The 25389-nt window shown below is 39.4% G+C and carries 22 protein-coding genes; 7 read left to right on the top strand and 15 right to left on the bottom strand.

Annotation, left to right across the window (positions count from 1 at the left end; all coding sequences use genetic code 11):
- Positions 1 to 35: 35 nt before the first annotated feature.
- The 6 genes from FTU22_RS01160 to FTU22_RS01185 form a co-directional block, all read right to left on the bottom strand.
- Positions 36 to 1775, bottom strand: a complete 1740-nt coding sequence (locus FTU22_RS01160) for an ABC transporter ATP-binding protein (RefSeq protein WP_180092470.1) — start codon at positions 1773 to 1775, stop codon at positions 36 to 38.
- Between the two features lie 13 nt (positions 1776 to 1788).
- Entirely contained in the window at positions 1789 to 2928 is a 1140-nt protein-coding gene (locus tag FTU22_RS01165; protein WP_180085375.1) for an ABC transporter permease, read from the bottom strand.
- Positions 2929 to 2935: 7 nt separating this feature from the next.
- Positions 2936 to 3874, bottom strand: coding sequence for an ABC transporter permease (locus FTU22_RS01170; RefSeq protein ID WP_078190067.1), 939 nt, complete (start codon positions 3872 to 3874; stop codon positions 2936 to 2938).
- A gap of 10 nt (positions 3875 to 3884) precedes the next feature.
- The gene (locus FTU22_RS01175) at positions 3885 to 5900 is read right to left on the bottom strand and encodes a M3 family metallopeptidase (protein WP_180092473.1); all 2016 of its coding nucleotides are present in this window, start codon (positions 5898 to 5900) and stop codon (positions 3885 to 3887) included.
- Between the two features lie 23 nt (positions 5901 to 5923).
- Positions 5924 to 7687 (bottom strand): ABC transporter substrate-binding protein, encoded by a 1764-nt coding sequence (locus tag FTU22_RS01180; RefSeq protein WP_373683697.1) that lies wholly within the window; start codon positions 7685 to 7687, stop codon positions 5924 to 5926.
- A 67-nt stretch (positions 7688 to 7754) separates the two neighbouring features.
- Complete coding sequence (locus FTU22_RS01185) at positions 7755 to 9482, bottom strand: ABC transporter substrate-binding protein (RefSeq protein ID WP_180092587.1); 1728 nt, start codon at positions 9480 to 9482, stop codon at positions 7755 to 7757.
- 775 nt (positions 9483 to 10257) lie between these two features.
- Between FTU22_RS01185 and FTU22_RS01190 the strand changes: the two genes are divergently transcribed.
- The 5 genes from FTU22_RS01190 (at position 10258) to FTU22_RS01210 (ending at position 15580) form a co-directional block, all read left to right on the top strand.
- On the top strand, positions 10258 to 12969 hold the full coding sequence (locus FTU22_RS01190; RefSeq protein WP_180092476.1) for a TonB-dependent receptor: 2712 nt from the start codon (positions 10258 to 10260) through the stop codon (positions 12967 to 12969).
- A gap of 148 nt (positions 12970 to 13117) precedes the next feature.
- The gene (locus tag FTU22_RS01195; protein WP_078190072.1) at positions 13118 to 13816 is read left to right on the top strand and encodes an energy transducer TonB; all 699 of its coding nucleotides are present in this window, start codon (positions 13118 to 13120) and stop codon (positions 13814 to 13816) included.
- A 28-nt stretch (positions 13817 to 13844) separates the two neighbouring features.
- Positions 13845 to 14708: a MotA/TolQ/ExbB proton channel family protein gene (locus tag FTU22_RS01200; protein ID WP_078194237.1), complete on the top strand. Its 864-nt coding sequence runs from the start codon at positions 13845 to 13847 to the stop codon at positions 14706 to 14708.
- Between the two features lie 14 nt (positions 14709 to 14722).
- Positions 14723 to 15148, top strand: a complete 426-nt coding sequence (locus FTU22_RS01205) for a biopolymer transporter ExbD (RefSeq protein WP_078190074.1) — start codon at positions 14723 to 14725, stop codon at positions 15146 to 15148.
- An 18-nt stretch (positions 15149 to 15166) separates the two neighbouring features.
- Positions 15167 to 15580, top strand: coding sequence for a biopolymer transporter ExbD (locus FTU22_RS01210; RefSeq protein WP_078190075.1), 414 nt, complete (start codon positions 15167 to 15169; stop codon positions 15578 to 15580).
- 104 nt (positions 15581 to 15684) lie between these two features.
- On the opposite strand, the gene FTU22_RS01215 is transcribed toward FTU22_RS01210, so the two are convergent.
- The 6 genes from FTU22_RS01215 to FTU22_RS01240 all read right to left on the bottom strand — a co-directional run bounded on the left by FTU22_RS01215 (position 15685) and on the right by FTU22_RS01240 (position 20884).
- Entirely contained in the window at positions 15685 to 16143 is a 459-nt protein-coding gene (locus FTU22_RS01215) for a nucleoside deaminase (protein ID WP_180092479.1), read from the bottom strand.
- Positions 16144 to 16182: 39 nt separating this feature from the next.
- Positions 16183 to 16827: a dethiobiotin synthase gene (bioD, locus tag FTU22_RS01220; protein WP_180092482.1), complete on the bottom strand. Its 645-nt coding sequence runs from the start codon at positions 16825 to 16827 to the stop codon at positions 16183 to 16185.
- Entirely contained in the window at positions 16824 to 17612 is a 789-nt protein-coding gene (gene bioC, locus FTU22_RS01225; RefSeq protein WP_180092485.1) for a malonyl-ACP O-methyltransferase BioC, read from the bottom strand. Before bioC ends, bioD begins: the two co-directional genes overlap by 4 nt.
- A 7-nt stretch (positions 17613 to 17619) precedes the next feature.
- Positions 17620 to 18777 (bottom strand): 8-amino-7-oxononanoate synthase, encoded by a 1158-nt coding sequence (locus tag FTU22_RS01230; RefSeq protein WP_180092488.1) that lies wholly within the window; start codon positions 18775 to 18777, stop codon positions 17620 to 17622.
- Entirely contained in the window at positions 18774 to 20066 is a 1293-nt protein-coding gene (bioA, locus tag FTU22_RS01235) for an adenosylmethionine--8-amino-7-oxononanoate transaminase (RefSeq protein ID WP_180092491.1), read from the bottom strand. Before bioA ends, FTU22_RS01230 begins: the two co-directional genes overlap by 4 nt.
- Before the next feature lie 86 nt (positions 20067 to 20152).
- Positions 20153 to 20884, bottom strand: coding sequence for a YqiA/YcfP family alpha/beta fold hydrolase (locus tag FTU22_RS01240; protein ID WP_180092494.1), 732 nt, complete (start codon positions 20882 to 20884; stop codon positions 20153 to 20155).
- A 190-nt stretch (positions 20885 to 21074) separates the two neighbouring features.
- On the opposite strand from FTU22_RS01240, the gene FTU22_RS01245 reads away from it, so the two are divergent.
- Positions 21075 to 21641 carry a peroxiredoxin gene (locus FTU22_RS01245; RefSeq protein ID WP_180092497.1) on the top strand — a complete coding sequence of 189 codons (567 nt, stop codon included), beginning with the start codon at positions 21075 to 21077 and terminating at the stop codon, positions 21639 to 21641.
- Between the two features lie 58 nt (positions 21642 to 21699).
- On the opposite strand, the gene bfr is transcribed toward FTU22_RS01245, so the two are convergent.
- The 3 genes from bfr to FTU22_RS01260 form a co-directional block, all read right to left on the bottom strand.
- Positions 21700 to 22164, bottom strand: coding sequence for a bacterioferritin (gene bfr, locus FTU22_RS01250; protein ID WP_067762676.1), 465 nt, complete (start codon positions 22162 to 22164; stop codon positions 21700 to 21702).
- 361 nt (positions 22165 to 22525) lie between these two features.
- Positions 22526 to 23500: a 23S rRNA (adenine(1618)-N(6))-methyltransferase RlmF gene (gene rlmF, locus FTU22_RS01255; RefSeq protein WP_180092500.1), complete on the bottom strand. Its 975-nt coding sequence runs from the start codon at positions 23498 to 23500 to the stop codon at positions 22526 to 22528.
- Positions 23501 to 23834: 334 nt separating this feature from the next.
- Positions 23835 to 24323, bottom strand: a complete 489-nt coding sequence (locus tag FTU22_RS01260) for an immunity 26/phosphotriesterase HocA family protein (protein ID WP_180092503.1) — start codon at positions 24321 to 24323, stop codon at positions 23835 to 23837.
- Between the two features lie 285 nt (positions 24324 to 24608).
- On the opposite strand from FTU22_RS01260, the gene FTU22_RS01265 reads away from it, so the two are divergent.
- Positions 24609 to 25097: a hypothetical protein gene (locus FTU22_RS01265; RefSeq protein WP_078194247.1), complete on the top strand. Its 489-nt coding sequence runs from the start codon at positions 24609 to 24611 to the stop codon at positions 25095 to 25097.
- The last annotated feature ends 292 nt before the right edge of the window (positions 25098 to 25389 follow it).

Here is a 25389-nt window from a genome sequence, read left to right on the forward strand (position 1 = left end):
AAACCGCTCATTTGAGCGGTTTTTTTATACCAACACTAAATAAATTGTTCAGTGGTTTGTGGAATCGCACTCAGCAAACGCTTGGTATATTCATGCTGTGGTGATCGATACAGCTCATCCGAGTTTGCAATTTCAACGATATCACCATGGTTCATCACCATGATTTGGTCAGAAATATATTTCACCACAGATAAATCATGTGAAATAAAGATATAGCTCAAACCAAATTCATCTTGTAAATCTTGCAATAAATTCAGAACTTGGGCTTGAACCGAAACATCTAGGGCAGAGACAGACTCATCACAGATCAAAATTTCTGGCTTTAAGGTCAAGCATCGTGCAATGGCAATACGTTGACGCTGACCACCAGAAAACTCATGTGGATAGCGATAAAATGCTTGGGCAGGCAAACTGACACGTTCAAGCAAATCAAACGCCATTTGCTCGCGTTCAGCATCATCCTTCCCTATCTGATGCACTTGCATCGGCTCCATCAAAATTTGCCCCACAGTAAATCGTGGATTGAGCGAAGCATATGGGTTTTGGAAAATGATCTGTATTTTGCGCTGATATTGAGTAAATTCTTTGTCACTCATCGCCAAAATATCATGACCTTCAAACAGCGCCTGACCACCTGTCGCTTCCTGTAGACGCATCAGTAAAAGGCCAATTGTGGTTTTACCTGAGCCAGACTCTCCAACCAACCCGAGCGTTTTACCTTTCGCCAGTTGAAACGAGACACCTTTGACCGCCTGATACTCATCCTTACCAAATAAACCCTTGCGGCTATAGAACGATTTTTTCAGGTCTTTGACATCTAAAATAATCTGTTCATTACCCGTAAGACCACGCGTTCGTTGTCTACGGGTTTCCTCAGATAAATGCACATCCTCAATCAGCTCATCACCATTTTGACGCATAAAATCACTGATCATCGGTAATTTATAAGGACGCTCTGACATCTGTGGACGACACTTAAGCAAAGCTCGAGTGTAGATATCTTTAGGATGATCCAGCACTTCATTGACCAAGCCTTGTTCACGGATTTCTCCATGACGCATAACAATCACCTGATCGGCAATTTCGCTTACCAATGCTAAATCATGCGTAATGAATAGCATCGACATCTCACGTTTCTTTTGCAAGGCTTCAAGTAAATCTAAAATTTGCTTTTGAATCGTCACATCAAGTGCCGTGGTCGGCTCATCGGCAATCAATAACTTCGGCTCACATGCAATCGCCATAGCAATCATGACACGTTGCTGTTGACCACCTGACATTTGGCTAGGATAGGCATCAATTTTCGTTTCAGGAGAAGGAATACCCACTTCCTTCAATAATTCCAAAGTCCGTGCTCTTGCCTGCTTACGTCCCATACCTAGATGAAGTCGTAATACTTCGGCAATTTGATCACCCACCGTAAAGACTGGATTGAGTGACGACATCGGTTCCTGAAAAATCATCGCAATATCTTTACCACAGATATTACGCATTTCTCTTGGAGACAGACTCAGTAAATCCTGCCCTTCAAAAACTATTTTACTACTTGCATCTATACGGCTTTGATCACGTGGCAACAGCCCCATAGTTGCCAACGAGGTCACCGACTTGCCACTGCCAGATTCTCCCACAAGTGCCACAGTTGTATTGGCAGGAATGTCAAAAGATATTCCTTTGACCGTTTCGATATAGCTTTTATCTTCGGCTTTAAAGCTCACTTTCAGGTTTTGAACACTGAGGAGCGTTGGTTTAACAGTTTGATTTTGTTCCGTCATCCTTTACTCCTCCTTATTTCAATTTTGGATCTAATGCATCACGCAATGCATCAGTAAACATCGAAAATGCTGTAACCAAAACCGCCATCGCTACAGATGCTGCGATAAGCTGCCACCATTTACCTAAAATCAATTCACTTTGTGCTTCATTAAGCATACTGCCCCATGACACAACCCCAACAGGAACACCAAATCCCAAGAAGCTCAAAATCACTTCCGACTTAATAAAGGCCACCACTAAAATCGAGATTTGCACCAATGCAATATGACTGACGTTCGGAAAGATATGCACAAAGATGCGTCGGAAATGACTCACCCCTATCGCTTTGGCAGCGAGCACATATTCACGCGAAGTATGTTTCATATACTCTGCACGAATCAGACGATACACCCCCGTCCACCCAGTAAGTCCTAGAATGAGGACAATCGATAAGATCCCCTTTTGCTGTAGTACAGCTGCAATCGCAAGAACCAAGAGCAAATACGGAATCGAGGTAAAAATGTTATAGAACCAGTTTAAAATATCATCGACCCAACCACCGAAATAGCCAGAAATTGCCCCTAAAATTGTCCCAATCACGACAGCAAGTAATGCAGCTACCACGCCAACAATAATAGATGTTTCAGCACCTTTAATGGTTTTTTGCAGGACATCCTGCCCCCATTTATCCGCACCAAACGGTAAAGTTTGTTTTAGCTCGCTTTGTTGATCTAACAAATGGCCACCCAATTGCTGATCAATCGCTTTCATATCTTCTGCTAATGGATCTACAACGCCATAGTAGTCAATTGCATTGGTACCACCTTGCTCAGTCGCAATCTCTGCATTCAGTTCAGCAATTACATCTTTTAAAGGATCAACAGGATTTTCAGGCAATGCCATATCTTCTGCTGATGCTTTGGTTTTGGCTGTTTCATTAAGTTCCGCCCCAATAAAACTTGGAGGTGCATAACTCACAGCCACTTCTTTATTCCAATTGGATGCAACCAAGCCTGTCATCGACAATAGCAACACCACGAAATAACACAGTACAACGAACAACGACACCATCGCTAATTTATCGGCTTTTAGGCGTCGCATCGCCAACTTCCACAAGCCAGTCGATGCAGGTGTTGATGCCGTTGCTTTGGTCTTATTGAATATTCCTAGCATAGGCCACCTACTTCAACTGAACGCGAGGATCGACAAGTTTATAAATCAAATCCGCGATTAAGTTAAAAATCATTGTAGCCGCTGCAACGTAGACCGTAATCGCCTTAATGACAGGGAAGTCACTGCGTTCAACAGCAATAATGACTTCACGACCAATACCCGGAATACCAAAGAATCGTTCAATCAGGAAAGCGCCTATCAGCAGTGCCGGTAGACTCGACATGACATCGGTAATAATTGGAATTGAGGCGTTACGCAGTACATGTACACCTAAAATACGGCTTTCACCCACACCTTTTGCGCGCGCAGTTCGAACATAGTCTTGATTGACTTCATCCAATACAAAACTGCGGTATAAGCGCAAAGTTGGCGCAATACTTACCACCAACATAATTAAGATAGGCAGTAAACCGTATTTAAATAAGTTTTCGCTAAAGTGATCACTCCAGCCTTGAACAGGGAACCAACTCAACTGATATGCAAAAACGTATTGAAAAACAATAATATAAACCAAAATACTGATCGACATACCAATCGTACAAAGCATCATAATCATACGATCGGTTAATGTGCCACGAACTGAAGCCACAGCAAGTGCCAAACCAATTGAAATGATCGTTTGCAAAATGGTTAAAGGAATTAAAATCGTCAGTGACGGTCCTAGACGGGTCAAAATAATATCTGACACCGACTCACCTGTACTCCAACTCATTCCATAATCAAAAGTTAAAATCTGCTTAATGAAAATCCACAATTGGACATAGTAGGGTTGATCAACCCCCAACTGTTGTCGGATGTTTTCAATTTGCTCTGGGTTCGACATTTTGCCTGCTAGAATATATGCAGGGTCTCCACCTACCCAGTTAAATAAGAAGAATATGAGCAGAACAACCCCCAACATCGTTGGGATCATCTGCCATATACGCCGTATGATATATGCCAGCATAAAGTTGTCCTTACTTCACTCGTTGCCCAGTAATTTCATCAAAGAAAGCTTTGTTATCAGGTTTACGATCTAAGAAATCATGCACCAGTTTTTCGGCTTCATATTGACCACCTTGCGATAAGATCGTTTTACGGTAGCGTTGTCCCACTTCAGGGTTATTTAGGTTATCTCCGAAAGCAGACAACATATCGAGTGCCATCACTTCAGACCACATATAGCCATAATAGCCAACTTGGTAACCGCCCATGATATGGTTGAATTGTCCTGGGAATTCAGTGCTTGGGACATAGCCTAAAGCTGTCTCGCCTTCCATTTTCTTCCAGACATCTAAGGGTTTAACACTCAAAGCATCTGATGAGTGAAGTGCCATATCATATTTTGCATACAAGGCTTGACGTGCATAATGCAAACCACGTCCATAGCTATGAACTGCTTTTAATTTATTAATCAGTGCATCATCTACAGGTGGACACGCTGGATTACAGTAATTTGCGAGTGTAGATAAAGTTTCTTTACGACGCGCCCACTCTTCATACATTTGTGAAGGTGCTTCTACAAAGTCACGCTCTACAGAAGTCCCCGATTGAGATGCATAGCGTGTATTGGACAAAATACCGTGTAAGGCATGACCAAACTCATGAACAAAGGTTTCAAGTTCATCACTATTTAAACCTTTACGGTTAAAGTTGGTCACCAAAGCAGAAATCGGTTTACGCTTAGTCAAGGTACTACCACCTTTTACGCCCCAAACAGCCGCATGACCATACTTCCCTTCACGTGGGTATTTATCGATATATAAACCACCAAGCAACTCACCGGTCTTTTTATCTTTTACATCGTAATATTCAACTTCTGACTGCCAAACATCGACTTTCGCAGGCTTAAATTCAATACCATAAAGGTCAGATGAAATGGCAAAAATCCATTCTTGAGATGCTTGGGTTGGGAAATAGTCACGCAATTTTTCTTGATCGATTTGATACTTTTCTTTGCGAAGTTTTTCACTCCAGTAACTCTCACTCCAGCGATTGATTTCAGCTTTTTCGAGTGGAATTTTCAGGCTTTTCGCTTTGAACTCACGTAAAGTCTCAACTTCTTTTTTCTCTAAAGGTGCCACCGTTTGATGAACATCGGCTAAGAACTTATTCACTGTTTCAGGGTCTTTTGCCATACGGTGTTGCAACACCCATTCGGCATAGCTTTTTTTGCCAAAGAGCTGCGCAATTTCATAACGTAAATCCATTGCTTGCTTTAACAATACTAAGTTTTTCTCAGTACCACGACGCGTGAATGCAGTTTGGTAACGCTTACGCGCATCATCGCTTTCTGCTAGTTCCATAAATGGACGGTATTCTGGGTATTCAAAACCGAGCAAATAATTGCCCTTTTCATTTTTCTTTAAGCCCGAAATATAGCTGTCTGGCAAGCCTTTCAACTCCGCCGGTGTAAACTCCAGTTTTTCTTTATTATCTCGTACATTACGCGCATATTCTTGTTCAATTTTTGCTAATTCATCAAAGATAGCTTTCAAACGAGCACGTTTTTCAGGTGTAAATTGTACCCCTGTATTTTCAAAACCATCCAAGATGTCTTGACGCATTTTTTTATCAATTTCGTCATTGGTTTTGAGTTTTTTAATTTGCTCATAAAGTTTTGGATTTTGATAAACCGAAGTTTGAAACTCCATAATTTTAATTTCACAATCTTCCGCAGCCTTACGTAAAACCTCATCAGGATCGACGTTGCTATATAGTCCGATTGGTCCATAAAAATCTTCAAATTTGGCAAAAATTTGATCCCACTCCGCCAAAACAGGTGCTGCTTTTGCATTATTTTTTATCTTTTTTTGCTCAAATGCCGCTAAATCTGTTTTCACTTGCTGAATTTTGGCATCACACAGCGCAGGTATTTCTTTGGCTTGGAACTTTGGCAAAGTACTCCGTATTGAATCTTCGGCTTGAACGAATTGGCTAGCGCCGATCATCAACATACTGAGGGTGGTGAGTTTCAAAGCTTTATTTTTCATAATTTCTCCAGTTTTGTTCCATTTTATTTTTTCGGGTCAATATCGATGTACATCCATTCTGTTGCCAAAATTGGATGCTTTTTATAACCAATCACGCGTGGTTGCGACAACACACTACGGTAACGTGCATAATTAATTTGGACAGGCATGTACACTTCTAATATGCGTGACATTTTCCGATAGATTGCATCACGCTCCGGTCCCGGTTTCATACGCTGCGTCTGTTCATATAAACGGTCGTATTCAGGAATTTTTGAACAGCCGTTGTTGGTGACATTGATATTTTTGCCGTAGAACAATTGCATAAAATTGTCTGCATCTGGATAGTCTGCGATCCATGCAGATGCTTTAAACATGGTTTTACACTGTTTTTCGGCTTTTAAAGCTTCTGCAAATGGCATCGACTTTGTTGTCATTTTAATTTTGATGCTATCTAAAGTTTTCTTCCAAAATTCACCCAACTGCTGACTACGGCTACTATTGCCCGATATCGTCATTTCAATCGTTAGCGGTTTACCATTCGGTTGAGTACGCCAGCCATCTGCGCCGACTTTATAGTTATAACGATCGAGCAATAAATTTGCCGCTTTAACTGAGTATGGAATACTCGACTTATAATTCGGGTCATAGCCGACAACGCCGAGTGGAATTGGGCTTTGTAATTTTTGTGCATCACCATTCATCAAAATTTTGATTTGATTATCTGCTGAATAAGCCATCGCCATTGCACGACGTAATGCAATTTTTTCTTTACTAAAACCTCCAACCACAGGGTTTTGCATATTCCAATAGTGATAGTCGATAGAGGGGTCAGAAATCCGCGACATTTGGATGCCTTTTTTAGCCAACTCAGGCTTTAGCTCTCCATCTTTTAAGGCTTGTACCGACAAATCTCCATCGAGTACCAACAAATCCGCTTCATTTTTTGCAAAGGTCAACCAACGTGATTGTGATTCTTCCATCACCTGAATATCAATCACGCCAATTTGCGGCATTTTTTTGCCTTGCATGGCTTTTACAATCTTTTCATCTTTGGCATCTGATGCTTTAAAGTCCCAGACAAAGCCACGATAGTTTGGATTGGCCTTTAAAATAATTCGTGAACCAGGTGTCCAGCGTGTCAAAATATATGGCCCTGTGCCCACAGGTTTACCCATCACAAAACCCGCTTTGTCTCGATATTTTTCGACCACTTCACGTGCCATGGCCGAGGCAGGTTGATGAGCCAATAACATTGGAAAGTTTTGATCTGGAGAATTTAAACGAATGACAAGGGTATACCGATCAGGGGTTTGTATGCCTTCAATGGGCGCATCATAATCAAACTTACCTGTTTTTTTTGCCTTTTCTAAAACCTTCTCCATCCCTAAAATACGACCATCAAGTAGCCAACTGTTTGGTGAACGAAGTTGTGGATCGACTAAACGTCTAAAGGTATATGCATAATCAGCCGAGGTTAATTCTCTTTTTTTGCCTTTAAATACAGGATCATCAGCAAAAAAAATGCCTTTTTGCAGGCGAATGGTATAAGTCAAACCATCAGCACTGATTTCTGGCATCGCAGCAGCCGTTTTAGGAACCAACTTTGCCGGCGATGCTAAATAGTCATAGGTATATAAGGTTTCAAAGATTGATGTATTCACATGTGCAGAATACAGATCATGCACGCCAACTGGGTCAAAACCTGTTTCTGCGACAGGGAAAATATGACGTAAAACTTTATTTGGATCTGCTGGATTCTTTGCCAATGCTAATGTCGGCATCGCACTGAACAACACTCCCCCCATCAAACACGCTGTAGCAAATTTGGTTAGCGTAAAATTCGAATTTCGCTTCATTGTAATCCTGACTCAATTATTTTTTACTAGGCTGAATATCGAGATATTGCCAACTGGTGTTCATCATTGGATGTGTTTTATACCCCTGAATTTCAGGGTGAATTAACCAATTACGAATCCGTGTAGAATGGATAATCCAAGGGTTATCCGCTTCAATTTGACGGTTCATTTTTTCATAAAAAGGTTCACGATCTTTAGGTTTCAACACAATTGCTTGTTTATATAAAGCGTCATAAGCTTTAGATTGATAACAACTTAAATTCCCTTGTCCTGAATTTGGCCCATATAGTAATTGAGCAAAGTTCTCCCCTTCAGGATAATCTGCAATCCACGCTCCTGACCACATCATATATTTACATTGCATTGCTTCTTTTAAATTATCAGCAAAGTTACTGACCTTAAACTGTACCCGTATTCCAATGGCATCGAGATTTTTTTTCCACAACTCAGATTGAATCACCGATTTAGAGCTATTTTCAGTATTTATTTTTAAGGTCAACGCTTTACCATCGGGCAAGGTTCGATAGCCATCAGCACCTTTCTTATAACCAAATCGATCCAGTAATTTATTGGCCAGCAATGGGTTATATCCCAAACTACTGCGATATTTTGGATTAAAGCCACTCACGCCTTCTGGTAAAAACATTTCAGCCTTTACGGCCTGCCCTTGATATAACTGTTTAATCGATTCAGCTTGATTGTATGACATGCTGATGGCACGGCGTAAAGCGATCTTTTCAAGGCTTTGACCACCGACAAGCGGGTCTTGCATATTGAACATGCTGTAGGTGATTTCAGCGTCTTTATTTGGATAATGCTTAATGCCGAGCTTTTGCATATCAGGCTTAAGTTTATTTTGAGAATCTAAGGCTTGTGGGACAGCATTTGAGGTCAATTTATCAAAATTTAGCTGCCCTGTTTTAAATGCTAACCACCGTGACTGTTCTTCTTCAATAATACTGACGGAAACCTTGCCGATTTGTGGCATTTTCTTCCCGTTCATTTCTTTGACTAACTGATTGTCCCAAGCGGTGCCTGTCGATTTAAAATTCCAGACAAAACCACGATAATTCGGGTTTGCAACCAATTCTATCTTGCTACGTGGAACATATTTACTGAGCTGATACGGTCCTGTTCCCACAGGATGCTGTGCAATTTTATTGCCATAAAATTCAACAACTTCTTTTGAAATTGCACCAAACGTAACATAGGCCAAAATATATTGAAAATTATAGTCAGGGCGCGTCAAAGTAATTTGCAAAGTATAAGGATCTATCGCTTTTAGGCCGGCAATAGCCGCATTGTAATTAAATTTTCCTGACTTCTTTGCATCCGCAACGACCGCATCCCCGCCTAAGATTTTGCCATCAATAAATGAATAGGTCGGAGAACGGTTAGCTGGATCTAAAATTCGTTGAATCGCGTAAATGTAATCTTGCGCAACTAGCTCGCGTTTTTTTCCCTTAAAGGCTGGATCATCTGAAAAATGGATGCCTCGTTTGATTTTGAAGGTATAGACTTTTCCTTCTTGTTCAATCTTTGGCATCGCTTCAATAGTATTTGGAACAAGAACAACAGGACGTGCTAGATAGTCATATTTCAATAAGGGTTCAAAAATGGCTTCCGCAATATTGCCACTATAATAATTATAGGTTTTGACCATATCAAAACCATCATCCGGTGCTTCAAATGCAATATTTAAAACTTTATTCGATTGTGCAGAAGCTTGAACCTCGGCCATCATCCCTGTTGAAATTAATAATGCAAGGAGCGCTATTTTAAATTTTCTAGTTTCCAAACCTTTTCCTTTCTGATGATTTTTTAATAATACAAAGCCGCAAGCAGACTTTAAATAAAGCCACCTTTACTAAAATAAAATGAACCAGTTTAAATTAAGTTTTAAACGTAGAACTTAATACAGTAATTAATATAAAGCGAAATTCATGCCACCACTCCTTGGTTGAAAGTTATCTGAATTAAATATCCTTTTAAATTCATTTTTTAAGATAAATTTATACTAATAGCGACTTTCCGAGTAAAGCTCGTTTTTATCAAAAATTCAACTCTTGTTGTTGAACGCATCCAAGCATATTTTGCACAAATATAATACATTCCTGATTCATAATGGATCACCTTCAGATGAAATGACAAGTCATCAGCATATAAACCAATGAATTATATGTTTTTATTTTTTATTTATTTCACTGATTAATCTTATAAATCAAACACATAAATATGAATTAATTCACACTTTTTAAGGTTTAATTTGCATCTAATCATGTTTTTTAAAAAAAATTTTGATCAAAAGTTAAATTCCTGATAAAACCTAATTAAAAGGATAACTTTAAAAAAAATATACTTACCGTTCATCTTAAAGTTCTCCACTTTAAACTCAATAATGTAGATATTTATCAGTATTTTATATTTGAAAATAAAATTTAAATATAAATTTGGCACTTGAATTGCTTAAAAAGAATCAAGCAATATCGCTAACTACAACAAAAAGGAATACTTTTACTATGAAAGAGAAAAAAAATGCTAAATCAGTGGGGGGCACACCATTTAGCAAAACAATACTTAAATTAAGTACTCTTAGTTTAAGTATGCTGTGTTTATCTTTAGCGCATGCAGCAGAAACAAATGAAGAAGAAACAGTAAAGCCAACGAAAGTAGCCAAAGTAACTGTGACTGGTTCATCCATTAAAGGGGTTTCTGCTCAAAGTTCTTCACCTATTACGGTGATTAAAGTTGAAGAATTAACTAAACAAGGGGTTACAACGACTGAAGAAGCCTTAACTAAAATTAGTGCGAACCAAGCGGGCTACAGTACAGCGCAAAACGTTGGTGCAAGTAATACGTCAGGCTCAACAGCGAACTTACGTGGCTTAGGATCAGATAAAACCCTCGTCTTACTTAATGGACGTCGTTTGGCTTATAGCCCATTTAGTACATCTGAGACCAACTTAAATACTATTCCGCTTGCAATGGTTGAACGTATTGAGGTTTTACGTGATGGTGCCTCTGCAATTTATGGTGCAGATGCAATCGCAGGTGTAATTAACTTTATTACCAAAAAGCAATACACAGGTTTAGGTATTAGCGGTGGCTTGCTCAAACCTGAGGATAAAGGCGGCGAAGAATACGATGTTTCGATTTTTGGTGGCTATGGCGACTTAGATGAACAAGGTTTTAACGTTTATGGCGCAATTGACTACCGTAAAGCCAAAGAAATTATGGCAAAAGACCGTAAAGTCAGCCGTCGTGGTGGCCTTCTACCTGAGTTAGGTATCGATGCAGGTTCAGCAAATGGCTTCCCTGCTAACTTTCTTGATCCAAACGGCGGGCCTTTAGATGCTGACGGAAATCCTGAAGGTGTATTAGCGAACCCGTATGGTGGTGCAGCGAATTGTAATAATTTAACCAATGTCACTGAAGATGGCGGACTCTGCTTCCTCAATACGCAAGCTTTAATTGGTATTCAGCCAGAAACTGAGGACTTGTCTGCAATTGGTCGTGCAACCATCAAACTTAGCGATAACTTCAACGCTATTGGTGAATATGTCTATGCAAAAAGCAAAGTGACGACTTCTATTGCTCCAGACGTATATAGTCGCTCTGTCACGATTCCTAAAAGCAGTCAATATTATCCAGGCGAGGGTATTACCCCTGGTGTTGATGGTCTAAGTGGTGATCCATTACAACTTTACTTACGCTCTCAAGCGGGCAACCGTGTTTCACAATCTATCAATGAATCTCATCGTATTTTTGCTGGACTTGAAGGTGAAGCATACGGTTGGGATATCAACGGTGGCGTAACTTACGCAAAAGGCGAAGCATCAGATAGCTTTGTTAGTGGATACTTAAATCGTAACAAACTACAAGAAGGATTAAATGACGGCACAATCAACCCATTTGGTCCATCTGCAGATGCTAACGTTTGGACCTCATTAAATGTGAGTGGTACAACAAACGAAGCAACACTTGATTCCACAACATTTGACTTTACCGTGAGCCGCCCGATTTACACCTTACCAGCTGGTGATGTTGGTTTTGCATTTGGTGGAAGTTTTACAACTCAAGATTGGGAAGCAAAAGTAAACTCTGAGTTAGTACGCCTTGTACCAGGTAGTGGTATTGACCCTGACAAACCTCTGAGTAAAGGTGACCGAGATATTACTGCCGCTTTTGCTGAGCTTCAAATTCCAATTACCAAAACAATTGAAGCTCAACTTGCAGCACGTTATGACGACTACAGCGATTTTGGCGACACTTTCAATCCAAAAGTCGGTATTCGTTGGGAACCAATGAAGCAACTTATGTTCCGTAGTACCTACAGTACTGGTTTCCGTGCTCCAAGCCTCTGGGAAATTAATGCGCAACAAAGTAAAACCTACACTGGCGCAAAATATAACGACCCTGTCCTTTGCCCAGGCGGTAAACCAACCTCAACTCAATATCAAACCGAATGTAATACTCAGTTCTACCGTATGCAAGGTGGTAACCCAGATCTTCAGCCAGAAGAATCTAAAACATTTACCGCTGGTTTTGTTTACGAACCAATTAAAAACTTAGTTTTAGCTGTTGATTATTACAACATTGAAATTGAAGAATTAGTTGGCCAAGTGGGTGAAACTTCAATTTTTGAAGATCCTGAGAAATATGCTTCATTATTCGTGCGTGGTGCCGATGGTCGTATTGAATACATCAATACCATTCTAATGAATACAGGGGGTATTAAAACTCAAGGTATCGACATTAGCTTAGATTATCTTTCACCATTAACCGCGACAGGTCGTTTCGGCTTTGGCATTAATGGTACCTATGTCATCAAAAATGACTATCAAGAAGAAAAAGATGGTGCTTGGGAAGGCTTAGTTGGCGTGTATGACGATCCAGCTGTTTTACGTTGGAAACACACAGCAAATCTAAACTGGAGTTATGAAAACTGGAAAATGATTTTTGAACAACAGTTCTTCCGTGGTTATGACGACCAAAACCAAACTGGGAAAGCACAGTTCGACAAACATCGTGTTCCTGACTACACCCTTTATAACATTGCAACAACTTACAGTGGATTTAAAAACTTAGAGCTCACTGGTGGTATCAAAAATATCTTTGCTGAAGAACCTGCAGCATCGAACGTTTTAGATAACTTCCAATATGGCTATGACCCACGTTATAGCGATCCTACTGGTCGTACATTCTATGTCCGCGGTACTTACAAGTTCTAAAAGCTAAATTTGCAAGTACGATTCCAATAGGAATCGTACTTGCACTATTTATTTAATTAATTAGTCAAACATAAAAAATGCAAAAAACACTTATATCTCAAGTGCCAATTTCACTATTGATTGTTTGTCTCACATTTCAGGAGTAGTAATGGGCAAAAGCTTTTCCGAATTAGAAAATAATTCCGGCAAACGCCTGATCGGAATTGGGGCAGTCATTCTTCTGCATCTCATTGTACTCTACGGATTAATTACTGGCCTTTCCAAAAAAGGTGAGAAAACTGTAGAAGAACCTGTTGAATTAATCATTATTCAAGATAAAAAACCTGAGCCAGAAAAACCGAAACCAATTGAAAAACCACCTGAATTACCAAAACTCGTTAAGGAAGTGCTCAAAACACCAGACCCTCAACCTGAACAAAAGGTCGTTGAAAAAGCTGCACCAACTCAAACAGTTAAAGCCGTTTCAACACCTACGCCTACAGCTTCCCCATCTCCTAGTCCTGTGGCAGCACCAGCACCTGTAGCTGCAGCAGCTCCAGCACCTGCGCCTGCACCCAAACCTGCTGGAGAAACACGTGGTGCTTCTGAAGGAAGTGTTGGATGTAAAGAACCACCATATCCACGTGAGGCCGAAATGGCTGGAGAAATAGGCACAGTCCATATTTCTGTTCTTGTTGGTACAGATGGAAGTGCAAAGCAAGTGAAGGTTAAAAAATCGAGTGGTACTAAATCTTTAGATAAATCCGCAAGTAAAGCATTCAGCTTATGTACTTTTAAACCTGCACTCAAAAATGGTGAGCCAGTTGAAGATTGGTATGAACTTGAATACGAATTTAAACTTGATTAATAAATCTACAAAAATTTGGAGAATATGAATGAATAAAATGATGAAATCTGCACGTATTTTTGCATCTGCTACAGTTTTAGTAACAAGTACATTACTCCCACTGCAAGCTGCATTTGCTGAAGAATCTGCAAATACTGCAACAACACAAGTAGAAACTACGAATACAACAAATACACCTGCACCGCCACCAATGCCTACAGCAACCAAAGAAGTCTATAACCCGTATGGCTTAGAAGCACTATGGCGTGAAGGTGACATCGTTGCTAAATCGACACTCTTTATCTTGGTCCTGATGTCGATTGGAACTTGGTACATCATGGTCACTAAATTTATTCAACAAGCTAAAATTAAACGTCAAGGCAAAGAAGCCGAAGCTAAATTTTGGGATGCTGCTTCAATTGATAGCGCTGCTGAAACGCTTGATGAGTCTAGCGCCTACCGCTTCATTGCAGAAAAAGGCATTAATTCAACTAAAAAACATGGTGGCAACCTGTTAGAACGTATCGACTTCAACACATGGGTGACTATTTCAATCCAGCGTGCTATCGATAAAATTCAAAGCCATTTAAGTGGTGGATTAGCTTTTCTCGCAACTGTCGGTTCGACTGCACCATTTGTGGGTTTGTTCGGTACAGTTTGGGGTATTTACCATGCTTTAACGGCAATTGGTATTTCAGGTCAAGCATCTATTGATAAAGTTGCAGGCCCGGTCGGTGAAGCCCTAATTATGACGGCAATTGGTTTGGCTGTAGCAGTACCTGCGGTTCTTGGCTATAACTGGTTAACGCGTCGTAATAAAGCAGTTCTAGATAATGTTCGTACCTTTGGTTCAGATCTACACACCGTACTTTTAAGCGGTGAGATCAAAAACAATAATAACGACACAAAATAAGAGAGGCATCAGCCATGGGAATGATGGTCAATTCAGATGGTGACGAAGATGATGTAATTTCAGCCATTAATACAACACCTTTGGTTGATATTATGTTGGTGCTGCTCATTATTTTCTTAATTACAGTACCTGTTGCAATCCATACAGTTCCGGTGAAGTTACCTGAGGAAAAAAACACACCTTATGAAACCAAACCGATCAATATTCAGATTGCTGTCAATAAAAATGGCGATATCTTCTGGAATGAAAAATACATTGCAGATAAAGACACGCTGATCAGTCGACTACAAGCGGAAGCTAAAAAGCGTCCGCAACCTGAAGTTCATATCCGTGGCGATCAGGTGACAAAATATGAAGCGATTGATGAAGTCATTAGTGCAACACAAGCAGCAGGAATTGGCAAAATTGCTTTTGTCACGACTCCTGTTGCCGCACCATAATCGGATGAGGGACAAGGTATGGGAATGAATGTCGGTTCCGATAAAGACGATGATGTTATGTTGGACGTCAACATGACGCCATTGATCGATGTGATGTTGGTTTTGCTCATTATGTTTATTATCACAATTCCAATTCCAAATAACTCGATCAATATTGATTTACCAAACGGTACGCCACCGCCAACCAATGAAAAGCCGCCTGAGCCGGTCACCTTACGCATTGATGCGCAGGGTAAATTATTTTGGAATGGTCAACCCGTTGCCAATAAGCAAGCTTTAGAAACACTTTTTGCTGGTGTTGCACAACAAGCAGATCAAGATACGATCAAAGTGCAACCTGACAAAATGACAGAATATAAAGATGTCGCTATGGTGATGGCAGCAGCACAACGTTTGAATGTCAAAAAAATTGGTGTCTCAGCAAATCAATAATTGCTCTCCAACAAAAAAAGCCAACTGATCACCTCAGTTGGCTTTTTTAATTCTTCACAGAAATCTATACAGTTAGTGACTCAGAAAGAAACTCTTATTATTTATTAAGTATTTTTCTGCTTCCAAAATTCATATAGCTCATGATCACAGTTTGGCTTTAACTGACTAAAACTTAACCCTTGCTGTTCATGTGGTTCAAGTCTTAATTTTTCGGCAATCTCTGCTGTAGATAAACCATAGGCTTCTGCATCAGCATTTGAATAAGCATATACAATTTTTTCAACTCCAGCCATTCGCAGAGCCGCCAAACACATTGGACATGGTTGTCCGCTCGCATAAACGACACAGTCCTTCAAAGACGTCGTATTTAAATTTTGTGCGGCTTGTCTTAATGCATTTAACTCGGCATGAGATGTCGGATCGCCCGAGATTAATATTTCATTCACCCCTGTACTCACCACAGCACCATGCTTAACGATCACAGCACCAAATGGTCGCCCACCTTGCTCAATATTTTCTTTCGCAAGTTGAATCGCAAGTTCTATAAACGCATGATCCGTCATAATTACACCCCATCATTGTCAATATATAGAGTTAGCCCATTATGCCAATAAAGGAACATCAATCCATAATGCTTGTGGAAAGTGTTTCGCTAAATATGCTTTTAAATATTCAGCAGTATCTTTAGAAATCAATGCATCTTGCGATTCATCATTTAAATTATAAGCGAGTGCATAAAGCACTAAGCCACGACTTTTTAATGCTTCCAAACTTAAAATCGTATGGTTAATGCTGCCCAAACGACCTGATGTCACCAAAATAACGGGATATTGTTTCTCTACAACATAGTCGATGGTTAAAAGATCCGTGGTTAATGGCACCATCAACCCACCCGCACCTTCGAGTAAAACGTTGTCATATTTTTCAGTTAAACGTTTTGTCGCGTATTCGATTTTAGCAAAATCAATGTCACGTCCATCAATTTTGGTAGCGAGATGTGGCGACGCAGGATAACTAAATATTTCAGGCATCGTGAGTTTGGTTTCATCTTCGACCAACAACCCTGTACCCATAATTTGACGATGTTGTTCAATATCTTCAGAAACATCAACATTGCCGGTTTGAATCAGCTTTTGCGTGATCGTTCGCGTGCCTTGTTCATTCCATATTTTAGCCAAATAGCCCGTGGTATATGTTTTACCGATGCCTGTATCGATCCCACTAATGAAATAAACTTGCCCTGTCATGGCATTCTCCGTGCAATACAAAAAATCGGATGATAGGTCAGTGTATAACGCATCTGCCCAGTTTCATCACGCAAAGAAAACTGTTGATATGCTGAATAAAAATCAAAGAGCGATTGTTTCGTCCAACGAAAATGTGAGGCTGTCGCAGTCACACCTGTCGCTTTTAAATGCTGCAAAACCTGCTTTGGATGATCAAAATATAATGCCGCTGTCTGCTCTGAAAGATGCAGAATTTCAAAACCATTTTGACTTAATATAGCTTGAAGCATGTCGATATCGAGGTAGTCCAAACCCTGCCCAGTCAAAGCTTTTATTTCCTGTAAATTCTGCTGTCCAAAGGTCGAAAAACAAAAATATGCCTCTGGATTTAAACTTTGAAAGGCTTTTTCGACAATGCCCGCAAAGTTCCCTACCCATTGCAAAGCCGAACTCGATGCGATCAAGTCGATATGCTGTGGAAATTCAAGTTGTTCGATATCTCCAAGCCAGTAATGAATCTGCGGACTTGACTGAAAATGCTGTTGAATTTCTGCATATAGATCATTTAAAACCAAACGATTGATTTGCATATTTTCCAGCATTAAATGGCTTAAATTCCCCGAGCCACATCCAATTTCAAAAAGCGTTTCCACAGGATGATTTTGCAACTTTGAACAATACTGCTGCATCAACTCAAATAAATGTTGAGCAATCTCTTTTTGTACAATGGCATGTTCAGCATAGCTCTGCCTTGCCTGAGCAAAGCGCAATGCCACTTGGGATTTATCAATTTCAATATTATTCACAATTCACTCACAACAATTGAGTCAACTGATCAAGATCTGTTTGTGTAATCTGAGCAGTGAGTGAAATGCGTAAGCGCGAACTATGCTGCGGCACAGTGGGTGGACGTACAGGCATGATATAAAAACCTGCCGCTTGCAAAGCTTGAGCCTTGGCAACTGTTTTATTCGACTCGCCAATAATGACAGGCACAATATGTGATGTAGATGGACAATCAAAACCTTTGGCTTGCACAGCTTGTTGCAAATTTTGACTGATTTGCTGTAAATTGTGACGCTCTGCTTTTAAATTTAAAACATTCTTGAAAATAAAATCTGTCCACGCCATACAGATCGGGGGCTGTGCGGTACTAAAAATCAACGGTCGCATCGAGTTAATCAAATAGTCACGAATAATCGCATGACAGATGAGATATCCCCCTATTGAAGCCAGTGCTTTACCAAATGTCCCGACTAAAAGATCAATATCATCCATCACCCGATATTGCTCAGCACAGCCTAAACCACGCTCACCGCGCACACCGATCGCATGCGCCTCATCGACATACAACATCACTTTGGAAAATTGTTTTTTGATCCGTACCAGTTCAGCCAAATCGGTTTCATCACCATCCATACTGAAAATCGATTCAGTCACCACAATGATCCGCTCAAAAGCCTCATCTTCATGATATTTGCATAAAAGCTGAGAAAGATGCGCCAAATCATTATGGCGATAACGTACATATTTCGCAGTCGATAATCGGATGCCATCAATCAAACTGGCATGAATTAACTTATCCGCCAATATCAAGGTTTTACTGTCTGCCAGTGCAGGTAAAATCCCGATATTCATGTGATAGCCGCTGTTAAATAACAGTGCAGATCGGCCATGAAAGGCATCACTTAATGTTGATTCAAGTTGTTCATATTCAGGAAAGTTTCCTGTCAATAAACGCGATGAGGATGAACTCATCCAACGCTGTGCGTTCGGGGTTTCATCAAAGAATTGTTCACGTAGGTGTAGGTTTGAAGCCAAACCTAAATAGTCATTTGACGCTAAATTCAACATGGTATGATCGTGAATACTAATGTAACGATCATGCTGATGATTTGAAGTGAACTGACGTAAGTTGCCTTGCTGTTTTAGTTGATCAAGTTGATCTGAAAAATGGTTGAGCAGATTCATGCTGGCTGCACCATGTTTTTCACCACCTCAACCATGTGTTCTAACAAATTTTTTAATTCATGCTCTGAAATAATATATGGGGGCATAACATAAACCAGCTTACCGAATGGACGAATCCAAATACCACGACGGACAAACTCCTGTTGTAGGGTTTTCATATCTACATTAAAGGTCAATTCCACCACACCAATTGCACCAAGTATTCGTACATCTTTGACATGTTCAAGCGATGAAAGTGCTAGTAAATGAAACTTCAATTGAGCTTCGATACGTCGAATATTGGCTTGCCAATCTTGAGAAAGTAGCAGTTCGGTACTTTTTACAGCCACAGCACATGCCAACGGATTTGCCATAAAGGTTGGGCCATGCATAAACACACCCGCTTCGCCTTGGCTGATCGTATTCGCGACTTTCTGCGTAGTCAGGGTTGCAGACAAGGTCATATAACCGCCTGTCAGTCCTTTGCCAATACACATAATATCTGGCTCAACTGCGGCCCATTCCCAAGCAAAGAGTTTTCCTGTTCGCCCGAAACCTGTCGCGATCTCATCGAAGATCAACAAGATATTGTATTTTTCGCAGAGTAATTTAGCTTGACGCAAATATTCAGGATGGTAGAAATGCATGCCTCCTGCACCTTGCACAATTGGCTCTAGAATCAATCCCGCAATATTTTCATGCTGTTCTGAGAGAGTCTTTTCTAGTTCAGCAATATCCGCAGGATTCCACGCTTGCTCAAAGCCAATTTGCGGCGCAGAAACAAAAATTCGATTGGGCAAACTTGGGCCAAAAATTTGATGCATCCCAGTCACGGGATCACACACAGACATCGCATTCCAAGTGTCACCGTGATAGCCCGAACGCGGCGTCACAAAGTTAGTCTTTTGGGTTTGACCCAATGACGACCAATATTGCACCGCCATTTTCAATGCCACTTCGACAGCAACCGAACCTGAATCAGCAAAGAAGATTTTATCTAAACTGGGCGGTGTGATTTTTAACAGTAATTTAGCCAGTTGAATCGCGGGATCATGTGTCAATCCACCAAACATGATATGAGACATCTGTTGCAGTTGATCGGTCACAGCTTGATTTAGCTCAGGATGGTTATAACCATGAATCGCACACCACCATGAAGACATACCATCAATCAATTGACGACCATCTTCAAGCTCAATCATCACCCCTTGCGCACGTTTCACTTTAAACGTTGGAAGGGGCTGAGTCATCGATGTATAGGGATGCCAAATATGCTGCTGATCAAATTGTAGATCGGTTAAATTGGCCATCCCTCACTCCATGTATCAGGCTTAAACATCAATGTGGCAAGATGTTAAACCCACGGCAAGGAAAAATAAATTGCCATAAAGCCCAGCTATTCAGAGATTTGTTCTATTTTCTTTAAATATTGGCAGATTTTGCAACTTATAACTTTAGATTGAAACAATGGAAAGCCATGTGAGCCAGAAACCAATTCAGTCTCCAAAAACTTTACGGCTAAATTACTCAATAATCGCTCAACTTTGTAACTAACCAAATAATCTTGCTTAGCAAACAAATGGTATTGATGACCAGTGTAATTTTTCAATATACTGACATTATTAAGCTTCCCCAAACAGTTCAATCCTGCTCGAAGCACATCTAAATTTTGCGCTTGAATCAAACTTTGCAAGGTGATGAAATCTTGCTTAGTGCTATCAGTACCCTGACAAACCATATAACCAAACTTCTTTAAGGTAGAAATCGCATCCTGCTCGAAAGATTGTTTGAAGCTTTGAAAACTGGTTTGATCCATCGCAGCAGGCCACTGTTCATGAGCCACAAAACTTGGATTTGAGCCAAGTGTGATCAGCACTTTTTGTTGTTGATATTTTTTTTGAATTTCATCTACCAAAATCGTCGCCAATTGACCACCAAGTGACCAGCCAATAATCACATCAAATTGCTTCGCCAATTCAACTTTCTGTTCGAGCACTGCTAGATTTAAGGCATCAAAAATATTCCATAATTCGACCTGATAACCTTGGGTGATCAATGCCTGCTGTAAAGGAGCAAGTAATTTACGACCGCCGCCCCATCCAGTAATAAGTAAAATCTGTTGTTTCAATGCAAACTCTAAAATTAAACGATTCCAAATAGTATAAAAGTTCAGAGCACGTTTGATAGTGGCATTTCAGCACATCAACCGGTTTGCCAAAAGACATTCGAAATCGACTTTGATAAATATAAAATCAGCTAGCCTACAGCGCTTTAAAATTTGCTAAGATCGGATAAAGAACGATATAAACTGATGCTCTATGAAAGTTTCTTCATTGCTAAAAATCTGTTTAATGACATGTGCTTTAATAGCAACTACCCAAATCACAGTTGCCGAAACATCAATACTCAGCACCAGTCAAAACAAACAAAAACAATGGGTAGGCACACCCGCACCCAACTTTAAATTGCAAGATCAAAACGGAAAATGGCACGAACTGAAGCAATATCAAGGGAAATGGCTTGTTCTGTACTTTTACCCCAAAGACAACTCACCCGGTTGTACAGAAGAAGCCAATCAATTTAAAACCCTATATCCACAATTTTTAAAAAGTAATGCGGTTGTTTTGGGCGCAAGCTTAGATGATGTCGCATCACATCAAAAGTTCTCTAAAGCACTCGGACTTCCCTTTCCAATTCTTGCCGATCAACAACATAAACTGGCGACACAGTTAGGTATTGTACGAAACTTAGGGATTTTAAAAGTTGCCAAACGTGAAACCTTTCTGATTGATCCGAAAGGCATTATTGTTTATCACTATACCAGCGTGAATGCACAGACACACGCGGCGAAGGTCCTGACAGATATTAAAAAACTACAACAATAGTTTTCATGGTCCAATAAAAAACCCAGCAGAAGCTGGGTTTATTTTGATATTTTTTAAATTACATTTGAGACTGAATATAGTTTGGAAGACCAATGAGTTCGATCAAACGCATTTGCTTTTCAAGCCAGTAGGTATGATCTTCTTCAGTATCTGACATTTGCTGACGGAGCATATCACGGGTCACATAGTCACCCTTTTCTTCACACAATTTTACGCCTTGAGCAAGTTTCTCACGAACATGATATTCAAGCGCCAAATCCGCTTTTAAACAAGTCACAACGTCTGTACCGACTTCAATATCATCACGATTCATATTCGGCGTTCCTTCAAGGAACAATACGCGACGAATCAATGCATCTGCATGTGAGCCTTCTTCTTGGCTTTCATGATCGATACGTTCAAAGATTTTACTTAAGCCCCAATCTTCATACATGCGGGAATGAATTAAGTATTGATCACGAGCAGCCAGTTCGCCACCGATCAGCATATTTAAGTAGTCTACGACTTCTGGATTGCCACGCATTTTCTTCACTCCATACCCTTTTCAAATATTATGGACAAGTTTCAAAATGAATGCAAAATATAATTTTTGTAAGCTTATGATTTTTATATAATTTAAATGATAAACATACGCATTTGCAGTTCAATTCCGCGCATTTTTCACATATAAAAGAAGCCCTTGCAGAATATTCAATGCATTTAGAACACGAAATAATCAAAAATCGCTGGATGCTGTTTTTTGTAACAATTAACAATGCGTCTTATTTAGCAAAAATATCTCCTGATTGATTCAACACACGGTGCTTATCGATATGGGAAACTTTATATTGATACCCTATGCATTGCAGTCAAGAGCAAGGTGAACATTTCCAAATAAGACAGGCTTAAGCTGAAGTCCAACGTGCATTCTTCCATGCTTGCTGCTGCTTTGAATCTAAAAAAGTCCAAGCGACAAAACGGCTTTCTTTTTGTCCCTGTGTCATTTTAATCGTTTTTACATCCACTGCACCGCTCTTCGCTATGGCTTTTAAGAGCACAGGCAATGTTGTTTTCTTGGAAACCAGCGTACTAAACCATAGGCATTGTTCAGCAAACTGGATGCTCTCTTGTACCATTTGGCAGACAAATCGCTCTTCGCCTCCATCACACCAGAGTTCGTTCTTTTGACCGCCAAAGTTTAATACCACCTTGCTCCGATCAACTGGCTTGCCCAGTTTTCTTAATTTTTGCGTTGCTGTCGCGTTGGCTTCATCTTGCGAGGCATGAAATGGTGGATTACACATGGTCAAATCAAAACGATCTGAAGGTTTAATCACACCATTAAAAATATTGCTCGCTTTTTTTTGCAATCGAATCTGAATGCCTTTACGCAGATTCGGATTTGCCTCCACAATAAATTGAGCACTTTTAACCGATGCAGCATGTATGTCTGAGCCTACAAATTTCCAGCCATAGCTGCGATGACCAATAATCGGATAAATACAGTTCGCACCAACCCCAATATCTAAGACTTGAACGGTGTGTCCTGTTGGAATCTGCCCTTTGTTGTTGGCACTCAACAAGTCAGCCAAATAGTGAATATAGTCCGCTCGTCCCGGAATAGGCGGGCAAAGAAAATCTTTGGGAATATCCCAATATTGAATGCCATAAAAATGCTTGAGCAATGCTTTATTCAGCATTTTCACTGCGTGTGGATCAGAAAAATCTACCGATAAATCGTTATATTTATTTGGGCTGACAAAAGGCGCAAGTTCCGGACAGCTCTTGATTAACTGAGGAAAATCGTAACGACTGCGATGCAGATTTCGTGCATGTAATTCCGATTTTTGCTGCGGAAAAGATTTCTTTGCTTGCGCCATGTATATGCCAATATTCAACGGGAGAACAGAATCATCTGATAAGGCAGGATCAATACCTGCAAATTAGTCAATATTGTACGTGAATTTGACCATCAATGACGCCCCTATCCTTTTATTTGTCTATCTGAAAATCAATAACCACTTGGAAGTCTATTCTTATTTTATTTAGACATTTTTGTTTGCTATAGCATTAAATTTCATTAAAAAAAACCGTGAAACATGAAGAATCAACAAAAAGCCCCATCGTTGATGATTGGGCTTTTTATATAAGTATAAGATTGTGATTTATATTAAATAAAAAATAGAATTTCGTATAAGGTGTATTATGTTAATTTTAAGATGCAGAGGGTTTAGGGCGTAATTGTTTAACCCACTCATTCGGAACACCATTAAAATGATCTCTTAAACGATCTTCTACATGTTCAGGATCCCATACAGCAGCACGTTCCAAATCTTTTACTTCTTCATATGTTGCTGGAATATCGATACCTTCAGTTCCATCTTCATAATAAATAGAAATTGAATGATCAAACATATCTTGCTTAAAGAAGTAAACCTTCTGTTTTAAATCATCATTTAATTCTACATTCCCAATAATATGCCATTTCTCGGATTTAAATGCGTAATTCATGACAGGTACTTTAAACAAAATCGAATGTGATGTTATGAAATTAACATTCAATTCTAAATTTTTCGTCTGTAAATTGTAGAACCCTGCCAATGGAGATTTTAAAACTATACCATAGCCATAGCTTAGATCCCCCAAATTAATTGCAATCACATCACCTTCTTTAATTCTCTTACGTTTTGTTCTTTGTTCCATAATTTCTGATCTACTTACCAAAATCTCAAATACATTCCTGCAAATAATAAGGTTCTGTCACATTAAGAAACTAGCTTAATTTACTATTGAGCTTTACAGAAGCTAATAGAAATAAACTATTTAACATAATGGCTGTTATACAAAATGAAGAAGCCTAGACCGAAGATCTAGGCTTTAAATTTAAAAAATATATAAAAATTAAGTCTATAGTATCAATTTTTTCAACTTCGCATCACGTGTATTATGCTAATTTTAGAGAAAATCAAGAATCAGTTGGAATAATCAATGACATTAAAAGCGTTATATATAGAACTTTATTATGGAGAATATTCTTACTCAGAAAGGAGAAAAAAATTAATTGAATATATTGATAACAATGAAAATACTCCTGCTGAATTACTTGAACTATATCCTAATTATGAACCACTATTACTCAGTGTAATACAGATAAAAGATTCTGAATTTTCATCCAATTGTTTAGAAGCCGAAATATTGGCAGCTAAATTCTTTTTAGGTGTTTTAGCTGACTATAAAAATGGTAATTTAAGCCCTCTTAAGCTATGTAAAATTTTTAGTAATTTAGAAAAAGGGTTCCTTGATGCACCAAGAGGACTTGAAAATAACATAGCTTACTATCCAGAATGGATAGGTGACCTCTATGACGCTTGTGACTGGTGCGATGAAACATGGACAATCGAAAATTCACCTCATTTAATAGATGCTATACAGCATCAGATTAATGTCATTCATGGGTGGCTTTTGAAGCCTATTTAACATCATAGAGGTTATACGAAATAAAAAACCAAGACCTAAGATCTAGGCTTTAAATTAAAGCGCACAAGTTAGATATGACTCTTTGTCCATTTTTCTGTGAGATTTTGCGTCCATACTCATAAGAATATACATCTATCCAACATTCATCCCATATTCGCATATTTTAAGATCAATAAAAAAGTACTTTTTCAGCATTCACATGCATTCTCTGCTGAATTTAGTGCGCATTAAACCCAATCATCAAAATATATTTTTTCAAATCAATCAAAGACAAAACTAAATATTCTCAATA

The sequence above is a fragment of the Acinetobacter sp. YH12076 genome, assembly GCF_013419525.1.
GTDB classification, from domain to species: domain Bacteria; phylum Pseudomonadota; class Gammaproteobacteria; order Pseudomonadales; family Moraxellaceae; genus Acinetobacter; species Acinetobacter amyesii.

Coding starts and splice junctions, on each gene's coding strand:
- FTU22_RS01195 (WP_078190072.1), top strand. CDS start 13,118: ATGGGCAAAAGCTTTTCCGAATTAGAAAATAATTCCGGCAAACGCCTG.
- FTU22_RS01175 (WP_180092473.1), bottom strand. CDS start 5,900: ATGAAAAATAAAGCTTTGAAACTCACCACCCTCAGTATGTTGATGATC.
- FTU22_RS01205 (WP_078190074.1), top strand. CDS start 14,723: ATGGGAATGATGGTCAATTCAGATGGTGACGAAGATGATGTAATTTCA.
- FTU22_RS01180 (WP_373683697.1), bottom strand. CDS start 7,687: ATGGGGGGAGTGTTGTTCAGTGCGATGCCGACATTAGCATTGGCAAAG.
- bioD (WP_180092482.1), bottom strand. CDS start 16,827: ATGACAGGGCAAGTTTATTTCATTAGTGGGATCGATACAGGCATCGGT.
- rlmF (WP_180092500.1), bottom strand. CDS start 23,500: ATGGCGCAAGCAAAGAAATCTTTTCCGCAGCAAAAATCGGAATTACAT.
- FTU22_RS01170 (WP_078190067.1), bottom strand. CDS start 3,874: ATGCTGGCATATATCATACGGCGTATATGGCAGATGATCCCAACGATG.
- FTU22_RS01265 (WP_078194247.1), top strand. CDS start 24,609: ATGACATTAAAAGCGTTATATATAGAACTTTATTATGGAGAATATTCT.
- FTU22_RS01245 (WP_180092497.1), top strand. CDS start 21,075: ATGAAAGTTTCTTCATTGCTAAAAATCTGTTTAATGACATGTGCTTTA.
- bioA (WP_180092491.1), bottom strand. CDS start 20,066: ATGGCCAATTTAACCGATCTACAATTTGATCAGCAGCATATTTGGCAT.
- FTU22_RS01165 (WP_180085375.1), bottom strand. CDS start 2,928: ATGCTAGGAATATTCAATAAGACCAAAGCAACGGCATCAACACCTGCA.
- FTU22_RS01190 (WP_180092476.1), top strand. CDS start 10,258: ATGAAAGAGAAAAAAAATGCTAAATCAGTGGGGGGCACACCATTTAGC.
- FTU22_RS01200 (WP_078194237.1), top strand. CDS start 13,845: ATGAATAAAATGATGAAATCTGCACGTATTTTTGCATCTGCTACAGTT.
- FTU22_RS01160 (WP_180092470.1), bottom strand. CDS start 1,775: ATGACGGAACAAAATCAAACTGTTAAACCAACGCTCCTCAGTGTTCAA.
- FTU22_RS01210 (WP_078190075.1), top strand. CDS start 15,167: ATGGGAATGAATGTCGGTTCCGATAAAGACGATGATGTTATGTTGGAC.
- FTU22_RS01215 (WP_180092479.1), bottom strand. CDS start 16,143: ATGACGGATCATGCGTTTATAGAACTTGCGATTCAACTTGCGAAAGAA.
- FTU22_RS01230 (WP_180092488.1), bottom strand. CDS start 18,777: ATGAATCTGCTCAACCATTTTTCAGATCAACTTGATCAACTAAAACAG.
- FTU22_RS01185 (WP_180092587.1), bottom strand. CDS start 9,482: ATGATGGCCGAGGTTCAAGCTTCTGCACAATCGAATAAAGTTTTAAAT.
- bfr (WP_067762676.1), bottom strand. CDS start 22,164: ATGCGTGGCAATCCAGAAGTCGTAGACTACTTAAATATGCTGATCGGT.
- FTU22_RS01260 (WP_180092503.1), bottom strand. CDS start 24,323: ATGGAACAAAGAACAAAACGTAAGAGAATTAAAGAAGGTGATGTGATT.